This is a genomic window from Alkalibacterium indicireducens, assembly GCF_039522005.1.
Lineage (GTDB): Bacteria > Bacillota > Bacilli > Lactobacillales > Carnobacteriaceae_A > Alkalibacterium > Alkalibacterium indicireducens.
Genome location: NZ_BAAADA010000068.1, coordinates 1 through 11703, shown reverse-complemented (window position 1 = coordinate 11703; position 11703 = coordinate 1). Strand labels below are relative to the sequence as shown.

Annotated in this window: 10 protein-coding genes; 8 read left to right on the top strand and 2 right to left on the bottom strand. The window is 42.5% G+C overall.

Going from position 1 to position 11703, the window contains the following annotated elements; translation table 11 throughout:
- Nucleotides 1-380 precede the first annotated feature (380 nt).
- Nucleotides 381-1136, top strand: coding sequence for a type I methionyl aminopeptidase (gene map, locus ABFX15_RS04330; RefSeq protein ID WP_346024274.1), 756 nt, complete (start codon nucleotides 381-383; stop codon nucleotides 1134-1136).
- Between the two features lie 27 nt (nucleotides 1137-1163).
- A complete protein-coding gene (locus ABFX15_RS04325; protein WP_346024273.1) occupies nucleotides 1164-1328 on the top strand; it encodes a hypothetical protein in 165 nt (54 codons plus the stop codon).
- A gap of 227 nt (nucleotides 1329-1555) precedes the next feature.
- On the opposite strand, the gene ABFX15_RS04320 is transcribed toward ABFX15_RS04325, so the two are convergent.
- Nucleotides 1556-2722 (bottom strand): RNA-guided endonuclease InsQ/TnpB family protein, encoded by a 1167-nt coding sequence (locus ABFX15_RS04320; RefSeq protein WP_346024272.1) that lies wholly within the window; start codon nucleotides 2720-2722, stop codon nucleotides 1556-1558.
- A 151-nt stretch (nucleotides 2723-2873) separates the two neighbouring features.
- Between ABFX15_RS04320 and ABFX15_RS04315 the strand changes: the two genes are divergently transcribed.
- From ABFX15_RS04315 to ABFX15_RS04300, 4 genes are all read left to right on the top strand, one after another.
- A complete protein-coding gene (locus tag ABFX15_RS04315; RefSeq protein ID WP_346024271.1) occupies nucleotides 2874-3413 on the top strand; it encodes a DJ-1/PfpI family protein in 540 nt (179 codons plus the stop codon).
- A 413-nt stretch (nucleotides 3414-3826) separates the two neighbouring features.
- Nucleotides 3827-4753 carry an aminoglycoside phosphotransferase family protein gene (locus ABFX15_RS04310; protein ID WP_346024270.1) on the top strand — a complete coding sequence of 309 codons (927 nt, stop codon included), beginning with the start codon at nucleotides 3827-3829 and terminating at the stop codon, nucleotides 4751-4753.
- Between the two features lie 567 nt (nucleotides 4754-5320).
- Nucleotides 5321-6196 carry a YihY/virulence factor BrkB family protein gene (locus ABFX15_RS04305; RefSeq protein ID WP_346024269.1) on the top strand — a complete coding sequence of 292 codons (876 nt, stop codon included), beginning with the start codon at nucleotides 5321-5323 and terminating at the stop codon, nucleotides 6194-6196.
- A 316-nt stretch (nucleotides 6197-6512) separates the two neighbouring features.
- Entirely contained in the window at nucleotides 6513-7484 is a 972-nt protein-coding gene (locus ABFX15_RS04300) for an acyltransferase family protein (RefSeq protein ID WP_346024268.1), read from the top strand.
- A 114-nt stretch (nucleotides 7485-7598) separates the two neighbouring features.
- Here the strand turns inward: ABFX15_RS04300 and galE are convergent, their stop codons facing one another.
- Nucleotides 7599-8612, bottom strand: a complete 1014-nt coding sequence (galE, locus tag ABFX15_RS04295; RefSeq protein WP_346024267.1) for a UDP-glucose 4-epimerase GalE — start codon at nucleotides 8610-8612, stop codon at nucleotides 7599-7601.
- 303 nt (nucleotides 8613-8915) lie between these two features.
- Here galE and ABFX15_RS04290 point away from each other — a divergent pair, with 303 nt between their 5' ends.
- Complete coding sequence (locus ABFX15_RS04290; protein ID WP_346024266.1) at nucleotides 8916-10364, top strand: amino acid ABC transporter substrate-binding protein/permease; 1449 nt, start codon at nucleotides 8916-8918, stop codon at nucleotides 10362-10364.
- Nucleotides 10357-11085, top strand: a complete 729-nt coding sequence (locus ABFX15_RS04285) for an amino acid ABC transporter ATP-binding protein (protein ID WP_346024265.1) — start codon at nucleotides 10357-10359, stop codon at nucleotides 11083-11085. Before ABFX15_RS04290 ends, ABFX15_RS04285 begins: the two co-directional genes overlap by 8 nt.
- Nucleotides 11086-11703: the final 618 nt, after the last annotated feature.

Here is an 11703-nt window from a genome sequence, read left to right as displayed (position 1 = left end):
GAAACCTGTGCAGACAAGAATGGAGTTCGTAGGAAGCCCCCACTTCAAAATCCGGAGGATTTAAGTGGTGGGTAGTTCACTTATATCACTCCGTCAACGGAAAGGCTAGAGAAATGTATACTTAATTTTAAAATAAAAAGAAGACAAACCAAGCAGGCACTTATCTCAATGTACGCTCTCATCCCACGATTAAAACCGTGGGCTTTCACGCTTGATAGTTCTGTAAGCCTGCCGACCAGCGGGCTTTTTCTTTTATCAATTATGACGTATGACAATATAGAGTAATCAAGCTGCGCACTGATTTAGAGAAAAAGGTTTTGTCAGAAGCGGTTTTTCGCTATACTAATAGAGATAATAGTTAAGAATAGGAGAATGTGGTCGTGATTACCTTGAAATCACCTAGAGAAATAGAAGCAATGGATAAAGCAGGGGATGTTCTTGCAGCTATCCACGAATCATTGCGCGATTTTATCAAACCGGGCATTACTGGTATGGATATTGAAGAATACGTTGAAAAATTGATGAAGCAGCATGGTGCGACCCCTGAGCAGAAAGGCTATCAGGGTTATGAATATGCAACATGTGTCAGTGTAAATGATGAAATTTGTCACGGATTCCCCAGAAATGAAAAGCTGAACCAAGGTGACTTGATCAAAGTGGATATGGTAATCAATCTAAATGGTGCGCTAGCAGATTCATGCTGGAGTTACAGCGTGGGTGAACCCACTGATGAGATTCAGAAACTGATGGATGTCACGAAAGAGGCTCTTTATAAAGGCATTGAAGCGGCTCAGTTGGGGAATCGCATTGGTGACATCGGTCATGCGATCCAGACCTACGTTGAAGCGGAAGGCTTTTCTGTCGTTCGTGAATTTATCGGACATGGAATTGGACCGACTCTTCACGAAAAACCAAGTGTTCCACATTACGGTGAAGCTGGGAAAGGGTCGCGTCTGAAAGAAGGGCTGGTCATCACGATCGAACCGATGGTAAATACAGGCACATGGCGCTCCAAAATGGACGATAATGGCTGGACTGCACGTACTCAAGATGGTGGATTGAGCTGTCAATATGAACATACGATTGCCATCACCAAAGAAGGGCCTCGGATATTAACTAAGCAGCAAGGCGAATAAACTCCCACTTAAGAGGAGGTGATCAGCATGGCGACAAAAAGGTTTCATTATCAAAAAGGTGAACACGAAGTGGATTTCAGTGTGGAATACCGTATGCCGACAAAACAGGAATTTCTTGGAATTGCCGGTATAATCAGTATCGTATCTGGAGTGTGCCTGCTTCTTAAAGCCTTTATACTGAAGGATGAGTGAAATGAGCCCATATACTGTAGGGATATTACTGTTTGATGATGTGGAAGTCCTGGATTTTGCCGGACCTTGTCAATGACCCGGCACTAAAGTACCGGGCTTGTAACTCTAAGCGCAATAGTACAAAACGCTTGATTCCAAGCTCCTATTTTAGGTTACTTCTCGTAAAGGACTACCCTTTACCCGCAGATTGACTTCTACGGCAATACACAGAATATATCATGTGTACCTTAATTTATTTCGACTTTCGTATAGCAGGGACGTTTGGTTCCGGATATCCACTCTGTTCCTAATTGCTGAATATTTATGGCAGCTACTCGGTCATCGTTTGATTTATAGGCACAATTTTTACAAAAGAAAGCATGTTCCCTGCTCAAGCGATTTTCCTTGTCTATAGTCCCGCATTTTGGACAGCGCTGGCTCGTATAGTGGGCATCCACTTTCAAGACTTCCGATTGATTCATTCGGGACTTGTAAGCTAAGTGTTGCTCAAACTGATAGAAAGCCCAACTGACTGCTTCATATCGACTGTCCTTGTGGTGTTTTTCCGTCGCAAATCGAACATCGGTTAAATCTTCTAAAACGAAAAGGGTGTTCGGTCCATAGTAATCAACGAGTGCCTTCGATAATCGATGATTCACATCGGTCATCCAACGGTTCTCTCGTTGACCTATTTTTCGAATTCTTCGTTTAGCGGATTTGGTGTTCTTTTTCTGCAATGACTGTCGAAGCTTCTTGAAGTGGCGACGCTTGGCTAATATTTCTTTTCCATTTATAAAATGACTGTTTCCTTTTTCGTCGAAAGTAGTTGCCAAGAAGCGCAAGCCTCTGTCGATGCCGACGACATGCTGAACCTTTTCTTTTTGGAACTCAGGGTATTCTTTGGTGGCAGAAATATAAAGGAACCATCTGCCGTTCTTGGTGATTAGTTTCGCTTCTCCCAATTTATGTCCTTCAAGAAAATGTTCACGATTTTTAAAAGTAATATCAACTTTTTCACGCTTATTGTTTGTATTGATGGAGACTTGACCTGTTTTCAAGAAACTATAATCACGGTCGCGAGTCAAAGTAAGCTGAGGCGTCTTAAAATTCAATGGGTACCACAAGTGCTCTAATTGACCACCCTTACTTTTGAGTTGCGTTTCGACTGCCTTGTAGCGTGCAATAACATCACGAATCGCATTTTGCGTAAGTTGGGATTTTAGACTAAACGTCTCACGAACTGTATGATAGATTTCTTTGTGAATACTAAATTGCTTCAAGTTAAAGTTGTGGTTAAAAATCCATTCGGAAACAAAATTCAAAGCTCTGGTATACGTATTCATCGTATCTTTAAAGGTTTGAACTTGTTTTTCATCCGGAAAGATTTGTTGTTTAGCAGTAAGTGTAATATCCATATCCCAAAACCTCCTTTCACTAAATACATTATATCATAATTAATAGTGAAAAGTTAACAGAAAGGACTTCTATAGTGAAAAAAATCTAAAGAATTGAGTTTCACAAACCCACCAATTCCTCTCGGCACTAAAGTACCGAGTTTCCTTGGTGGTGAAACTAGATGAAGTCTTTTCTGTTACAGAAGACGAGCAGGCAGTCAAAGGGTTCAAAGTGGTAACAATTTCCGAAACTGGAGACATGATCCGTGCCAGAAACGGCCTGAAAGTCGAACCGGATTATCACTTCAACAATCATCCTGAACTGGACGTGCTGGTGGTCCCCGGTGGATACGGAGCCAGGGAAGTTGAAAGAAAGAATGAAGTAGTGGTCGACTGGGTCAGAAATCAGGATGAGGTCGTCGAGAAGATGACGTCGGTCTGTACCGGTTCATTCATCCTGGCTGAGGCTGGACTGCTTGAAGGAAAGCGGGCAACGACTCACTGGACAGCACTGGACCGTATGGAAAAGGCGTACCCATCTGTCGATGTCAAACGTGAAGTCAAATTTGTGGACGAAGGCCACCTGATCACCTCAGCCGGTATTTCAGCCGGAATCGAAATGGCTTTGCACGTAGTAGCCGTGCTCTATGGTAAAGAAACCGCTGCTCATACAGCTAAACACATGGAATATGACTGGCAGACAGGCTACTGATTCCTGATTGCCTGTCGGAGACAACGAACGAGTGTGGAGCCGTGCGACAGATGATAAATAAGGAGCACATGCGCTGCGACTAGAGGACGATGTGTCCGAAAGAGGCAGGCATGTGCTCTTTTTCGTAGGTTTTTAGAACGGGAATGGACCATATCTCAGGATTTGCACCATTCGACAGAATATATTCTTGCGGAATGAACAATATATTTAGGTATGGTACATTCGCCTGTTAATAACGAAGACGAATGTACCATAAATCAGTTTATGACCCATTCAGCACCTCAAAATGACTCGACCAGATGGTTCAAATAACAATTCGTTGTGAATAATGATCTTTAAAAGAGCAATAATGGTCGCCATTCTACAGAATGGCGTTCCTTATTAAATAAAACATCCGATACGGAGGATAAGCGATGCATCAGATCAGTGAACAGACAATACAGTGGATTGAAGCGTCTATCGACGGAGAATTATTAGAATACGAGCCGCTTATGGGAGGCATGTCGTCCGATCTGACCCTTTTAAAAGTCAAAGTGAGTGATGGCGTAATGGAAATGGTGCTGAGAGAATATACTGATGAAAAGTGGCTGGAAATGGAACCGGACATCGCATTTAAGGAAGCGGAAAATTTAACTCATGCCGAAAAACTGACTGTAACGATGCCGGTTCTCATTGCGACCGATCCTACCGCAGAACAAACGACGTGGCCAAGTCTGCTTATGTCAAAAGTAGAAGGGGAGGTTATTTTAAATAGAAATTACACCGAAGACTGGATAGGTGAACTGGCAGAAGCTCTATACCTTATCAATCAGGCGACACATATCATTTGTTCGTCCAGCTATTTCCGTTATTTCGACCCGACTATTCCTGTACAGGCTAAGTGGTCAGCAAGTCCTGAAAACTGGCAGACTATGATGAGTTATCTCTCAGAGACACCAGCTCCTGAAACGGTGTCTACCTTTATTCATAGAGATTTTCATCCAACTAATGTGCTGTTCACAAACAACAAAGTATCCGCGGTCGTAGACTGGCCGAACGCCTGCATGGGACCGAGACAAGTCGATATCGGTCACTGCCGGTGGAATCTGGCTATGCTGTACGGTCAGGATGCGGCGGATGACTTTCTAAAGGCATACAGAAAAAAAGATCCAGATCTGGCGTATCCACCATACTGGGACCTCGAAATGCTGAGCAATGTCTTTGTGGAAGATAAGTCTGAAGTTTACGGGGGATGGCTGGCTTATGAAAGGACAGATCTCACAGAAGCACTGATGATCGAGCGGATGGACAGCTTTCTTCAGAATGCGTTGGACCGGCTGGAGTGTGAGTCTAATGAGTAGTGTTTATTACTCAAACACCATTAAAGGTATCAACATAATAGAGTTTGAATAGAACTGGGCTTCTGAACTTCACTATTTCTGAAAAAAGTGAAGTTTAATAAACTCTTACGGAGCTAAACTCTACTGGTCTATAATTGACTCCAGTTCAGCAGTCTGCTCTAATGTTAAACTCAATTCTATAAGCATAATAGTCGAGTTCAGCACATAAATCTGCCCTGAACTCGACTTTAACAATCACTTATTAAGAATGCTTATAAAGCATGTACGGAAGCAGTCTCCTTAATATGTAATCGTACTAGATTTGTTGTATTTAGCAATGAGTCATTGAGCAAAATTTAGAAGTTTTTTTAACTAGTCTGAGAATAACAAATTGTACAGCTCTTTTAAAAGAATAACCTCTAAGCTTGGGAATACACACCTGAGCTGACATTGTATATGGCATAAGAGGTTATATTCTGGTAAGCTTGTCGAGGACGTTCATTCACTGATTAAATAGAACTGTTCATGTAATAAAGTGAAATCACAACCTTACATAGCAAGCAACGAGCACAGAAGGGAATATGTTACATGCGTCTCGAAAATTTATTAGACCGCCTACCTAAAAGGGACTGGGCCAAAAACATCACGAACCGGGTAAGGGAAGGCGAAATTTGGCAGCACTCTGCCTTTGTCACATACTACGTCCTGCTTACTACTTTTCCTCTCATCGTAGGCATTATCAACTGGCTTCAACAGCTGCAGCTGGAACTGACGGGTCTTGCCTGGTTCGTCTATCGTATAGCCCCCCAGCCATTAGCGGAACAGATTGTTAAGGACATGATTCAGATTTATGACAGCTCAAATGTCGGAGTTCTTTTAGTTGCGACAGTTTCGACCATCTGGACAGTAAGCTGGACCATGGCTTCGACACTGATGGGGCTGAACCGGGCTTATGGTGTTAAGAACAGACACAACATTGTCGTATTGAGAGTCCTGGCTTTCTTTCTGACGACGGCCTTCGCGGTTTGGATCGCTTTTGTCGTATTCTTTATCCAACAATCGACCGGAACAACTGCCGGAAGGTGGACAGTATTTGTACCGCTCGCTTTTCTCACGTTCTGCTTCCTATACTACTTTGTACCAAATGTCGTTCAAAGATTCAGGAATGTCATACCCGGCGCGCTGTTTTCTACAGCTGCGTTACTGATTGCAATAATCAGTTACCGGCTCTTTGTTAATCAGTTGCCGGAAGACTCAACTTTCTTTACTCTTACAGGAAGTTTTATGGTGCTTCTGGCGTTACTTCAGAAACTTTCGCTGGCCATTCTAGCTGGTGGATCCGTTAATGCGACCTTCATGCAAATGCAGGAAGGTGTTGTTGTATCTAAAAACGAGAAAAGTAAATTCGTTATTTTTCTAAAGAAGATAGGATTAGATCGACTGCTTGAAAGTGATAAACATTAAAACATAGTTGAACTGAAAAATTTAGTGAGAGAAGGCGATGGCCTTCTCTTTTTTGTTAGCACTTAGTCTACGAATCAGATTAACTGCTACAGTGCCTATATCAAGCAGAATTATCTGCACAATGAAATCCGTGATAGTTTCCCTGTGGTGTTTAAGAACGAAGATGCAAAAAAAGTCTATTTAGTAATCCTAACCTACTAGCCGGCAATAAGTTCTCTCCAATTAATAGAGCTGTCTGGCCTTTACGAATTGAGGCAATAAAATTGCTATTTCTAACCTACTGAGTATACTTTTCTATGAAGGAGAGAAATGCATTATGACAACAAGAAATAACGCCATCGATGTGTTGAAGGCTCTTGCGATCGTATCGGTCATCCTGATCCACGCCCTACCTGACAGCACACTCTATACTATACTCGCGCCTTACTATATCTGGCAGACCGTCCCAGTGTTCATTATTCTGTTTGGATACAACTCAGCTCAGTCATTTATAAGAAAAGGCTACAGCACACTGAAAGACATTATGACACTAGACTATATAATGAATAAAGTTAAACGTCTGCTGCTACCGTTCGGATTTATCTGGCTTTTACAAATCATTGTCCAGCTCACTTACTTTGACCGGGATCCATCGCTGGATCTATTATTTTCTTTTGTAAAAGGGGGGTATGGGCCGGGTAGCTACTTTATTCCAATGATCTTGCAGGCGTCACTCCTAGTTCCTATCATTTATAGTGTGATGCGTGTTCATCCGACAAAATGGATGATTGCACTGTTCTTCATCAGCCTCGTGGTAGAATTAGCTGCTTACCAGCTAGATATCACCGGAGGTCTCTATAGACTTCTAATCATCAGGCATATCTTTTCACTGACATTAGGGGTATGGCTTGGCCTTCTTAAAGATAAAATCAAACTTAAATGGTTGATCGGACCTGCGTTCTTTAGTTTCATCTACATCACAGCCGTGCATTATTTTAACTGGGAAATGATCATCGAAGAGTACTGGCATAGTCAGCATGCACCGTCCTACTTTTACGTGCTGCTTCTGGTGATGCTGGGGATGAAGGGGTTAAACGTTAATGGTGATTTCATATTATCCCGTCTGTTCATTTTGACTGGCCGGGCATCCTACCACATCTTTCTTGTGCAGATGTTTTACTTCTGGCTGATTCACGATCAGTTGACTAATCTACCAACAGCAATCACTTTAATTCTGGCGCTCATCGTGCCGATTATTACTGGATTGGGATACTATCTACTGAATGAAAGAATAGGTTCCAAGCCGTGAAAACTGGCGTTGATCCATGATCGAACTACAAATAAAAACCGCCTGATACTGCTCACGTTCTTTCTCACTACGTAAGAAGGGAGAGCCGTATCAGGCGGTTCTTTTCATTATATATTAATCCATATACCCGTTCGGATTCGTCTTCTGCCAGTTCCAGGAATCGCGGCACATGTCTTCGATGCCGAATGAGGCTTCCCAGCCGAGGGTTTCCTTAGCTTTCGAAACGTCAGCGTAACTCGTACCGATATCCCCAGGACGACGGTCGACCAGTTCATATGGAATTTCAACATTGTTGGCTTTTTCAAAGGCATTGACGACGTCCAGAACGGAATAGCCTTTTCCTGTACCCAAATTGTAGGCATCGACGCCAGTGGTCTGAAGGACTTTTTCAAGCGCTCGAATATGGCCTTTCGCCAAGTCGATGACGTGGATGTAATCACGGACACCAGTCCCGTCATGCGTATCGTAGTCAGATCCGAATACTGACAATTTCTCGCGTTTCCCGACAGCGACTTGAGTGATATAAGGCATCAGGTTATTTGGAATGTCATTAGGGTCTTCACCGATTTTACCTGAAGGATGCGCTCCGATCGGATTGAAGTAGCGAAGCAGGGCAGCGCTCCAGTCTTCGTCAGCTACGTACTGATCCTGAATAAACTGCTCGATGAACATCTTGGTTGTACCGTAAGGATTTGTCGTAGACAATGGCATATCCTCTGTAAATGGAGCCTTATTTGTCATGCCGTATACAGTTGCGCTTGACGAGAAGACCATCTTTTTGACATTGTATTCATTCATCAGCTGCATTAATACGATCGTGCCATTCAAGTTGTTGTCGTAATACTTAAGCGGCTGAGCAACAGATTCACCGACCGCTTTGTAGCCTGCAAAATGAATGACCGCTTCGAGGTCGTGGGCTTCGAAGACCTCTTTCAGCGCTCCTTTATTTGTGATATTGACTTCATGGAAGACAGGGCGTGTTCCTGAAATTTCCTCGATACAGTCAATAACTGCCGGTTTAGAATTGGAGTAATCGTCGACAACGACCACTTCATATCCTTCATTGATCAGTTCGATCACCGTGTGACTGCCAATATACCCGGCGCCGCCTGTAACTAGAATAGCCATTAAATCCACTCCTTTTTTATACGTTTAAATGTTTACTAAAATTTACCTTTAATTTTTACTCGTCCCTATTGTACCACATTTCCATATATTCGTGCACCCTTTTAATAGCCAATCATAACAATGGAACGCATATGAAATAGAAAGTACTTATATTGTTTCATATAACGGTTTTTTGAAAAATTAGGCACTCTTTTTATCCGATTTATTGACGTAAATAAATATTATTTGTCTCTCTTTCCTTGTCTCTCTTGCTTATATACTGTAAAATTATTATTTGTGATGAAAAATCGAAAGGAGAAAACGATGAAAACTAAATTAAAAAAGACTACTCTTTTTGGAATGCTTTTTGTGGTTGTCATGCTGTTCACCAGTACGGTGAGCCCTACATTCGGCCGTGCCCAGGAAGATACCTACCTTATAGCTACTGATGTTACCTTTGCGCCATTTGAGTTTCAAAACGAAGATGGGGATTACGTAGGGATTGATATTGAATTACTCGCAGCGATTGCTGAAGATCAGGGCTTCGATTATGAATTGGCTCCGATGAACTTTAGTGCCGGACTTCAGGCATTGGAAACAAATCAAGTCGACGGGATGATTGCGGCAATGGGGATCACACCCGAACGTCAAGAGTCTTTTGATTTCTCAGATCCTTACTTTGAATCAGGACCCGTATTGGCTGTTCGAGAAGATGATGAAGAAATCAATTCATACGAAGACCTGGATGGGAAAACACTTGCGGTTAAAGTGGGAACCACAGGAGCTGAATTTGCCCAAGAGCTGGCTGCTGACTATGACATTGATATCAGCCAGTTTGAAGATTCAGCAACAATGTATGAAGCTGTTCTAGCTGGTCATGCTGACGGAGCCATCGAAGACTATCCTGTTATGGCATATGCTATTCAGCAGGGACTTGAACTGCGTTTCCCGGAAGAGCCTGAACTAGGCGATGAGTACGGTTTTGCAGTGAACCGTGGACAGAATCAGGAATTGCTTGAAATGTTCAATGCCGGACTTGCAAATGTCATGGAAGACGGCACCTATGATGAAATAGTTGAACGATACTTGGGAGACAGTTCTGACGTTGCACCAAGCAGTGGATTTTTTGATCTTCTGCAGGCAAACTTTGGTGACTTAATGTCTGGTCTTGGACGCACATTGATACTAACACTTGTATCATTTGCTATTTCTCTGCTGGCTGGTACAGTTATTGGACTGTTCAGCGCAACTCCAAGCAAAGCATTAAACGTCATTGCCGATATTTATGTCACTGTTCTTAGAGGAATTCCTTTGATTGTTTTAGCCTTTTTCATGTACTTTACGGTCCCACAAGTATTTGGAATCCAGATCACTGCCTTCACTGCAGGGATCTTCACATTAAGTTTAAACACGACAGCTTATATAGCTGAGCAGGTGCGGGGCGGTTTAGCAGCTGTAGACAAAGGGCAACTTGAAGCAGCCCGAAGTTTGGGATTGCCTTACGGTGTCTCAATGAAAAAAGTCGTCTTGCCGCAGGCGGTCAAAATTATGATTCCTTCCCTTATTAACCAGTTTGTTATTACATTGAAAGATACATCTATTCTTTCAGTCATTGGTATAGTAGAGCTCACTCAGTCAGGACGTATCATCATCGCACGTTCTTACCAGTCTGGTTCAATGTGGATCATCGTTGGACTCATTTATCTGGTCATTATCACATTGCTGACGAAATTGTCCAATTTGATTGAAAGGAGATTGATCAAATATGACTAAATTGAAAACAGAAGGATTAAGAAAAAGTTTTGGTGATTTAGAAGTATTAAAAGGGTTGGATCTGGAAGTGAAAGAAGGGGAAGTGGTCGTTATTATCGGCCCTTCCGGTTCAGGAAAAAGTACCTTTCTCAGATGCATGAACTTGCTTGAAGAAGTAAATGGCGGGCGAGTGATCATTGATGACTTTGATCTAACCGATCCTAAACAGAACATCAATAAAATACGCGAGAACATAGGTATGGTGTTTCAGCAGTTCAACCTGTTTCCTCACTTGAGTGTGATGGAGAATATCACTATGGCTCCGAAACAGTTAAGAAATCTTTCAACTGACGACGCTCGTAAATTAGGCATGCGTCTGCTTGAAAGTGTGGGCATGTCTGACAAAGCAGACGCCTACCCAAGCTCGCTGTCAGGCGGACAGAAACAGCGAGTGGCCATTGCCCGTGCGTTGGCCATGGAACCCGATATCATGCTCTTCGATGAACCAACCAGTGCCCTGGACCCGGAAATGGTCGGAGAAGTACTGGCCGTCATGAAAAAATTAGCCGAAGACGGAATGACCATGGTGGTTGTGACGCACGAAATGGGATTTGCCCGTGAAATGGCTGACCGTATCATCTTTATGGATGACGGCCATATCGTTGAAAAAGGCTCACCTGAACAACTGTTTGACAACCCCCAAAATGAACGAACTCGTGACTTTTTAGATAAAGTACTTTAAGATGAAAACCCAGCTGTTACAGCTGGGTTCCTTATCGTCTGTACTTATTTAAATTAGTTTTTTTACCGCGAGCTCGAGTATCTTGAGAATTTGAGCTGGATCTAAAAAGAGCTAAGTGTCGATCTCAAATGGAAAATCATTTGAGCAGGACTTAGTCGATGTCACTAAATCCCGCTCAAATTTACAATCCGGATGAGAGTGACCTAGTCGACCTCACTAAGTCACTCTCGATCAAAATGATGAATTGAGAACGACTTAGTCACTGTCACTAAGTCGTTCTCAAACCAAAACTATTTTGAGTTAAACCTTAAATGAATATTAGGCAACTCTAAATTTTGTTAGTTTCTCGAGTTGACTCTTAAAATCAGGAATGAATCAAATTTAAGAAAATCTGATAAATTTATCTTTTTCTCGAGGGACCGACACGTCGATTGTTGAGACTTTATGACCAAAAGGAACTGGGAAGCTAGACATCAGCTAAAATGTATATTTTCCAACTCTATAAATGAGTTAGCCTGCAGAAAAGCATAACGCTATCTGCAGTTTTTTTGTGCGCCCGGCATGGGCGACAACTTGGTGGTGAAAGTCCACTACAGACTTGGCAGTAGGAACTGTTAG

What these genes read in the sequence shown, in the direction of transcription:
- ABFX15_RS04300 (WP_346024268.1), top strand. Translation starts at nt 6,513, where the DNA reads ATGACAACAAGAAATAACGCCATCGATGTGTTGAAGGCTCTTGCGATC.
- ABFX15_RS04325 (WP_346024273.1), top strand. Translation starts at nt 1,164, where the DNA reads ATGGCGACAAAAAGGTTTCATTATCAAAAAGGTGAACACGAAGTGGAT.
- ABFX15_RS04285 (WP_346024265.1), top strand. Translation starts at nt 10,357, where the DNA reads ATGACTAAATTGAAAACAGAAGGATTAAGAAAAAGTTTTGGTGATTTA.
- ABFX15_RS04310 (WP_346024270.1), top strand. Translation starts at nt 3,827, where the DNA reads ATGCATCAGATCAGTGAACAGACAATACAGTGGATTGAAGCGTCTATC.
- galE (WP_346024267.1), bottom strand. Translation starts at nt 8,612, where the DNA reads ATGGCTATTCTAGTTACAGGCGGCGCCGGGTATATTGGCAGTCACACG.
- ABFX15_RS04305 (WP_346024269.1), top strand. Translation starts at nt 5,321, where the DNA reads ATGCGTCTCGAAAATTTATTAGACCGCCTACCTAAAAGGGACTGGGCC.
- ABFX15_RS04320 (WP_346024272.1), bottom strand. Translation starts at nt 2,722, where the DNA reads ATGGATATTACACTTACTGCTAAACAACAAATCTTTCCGGATGAAAAA.
- ABFX15_RS04290 (WP_346024266.1), top strand. Translation starts at nt 8,916, where the DNA reads ATGAAAACTAAATTAAAAAAGACTACTCTTTTTGGAATGCTTTTTGTG.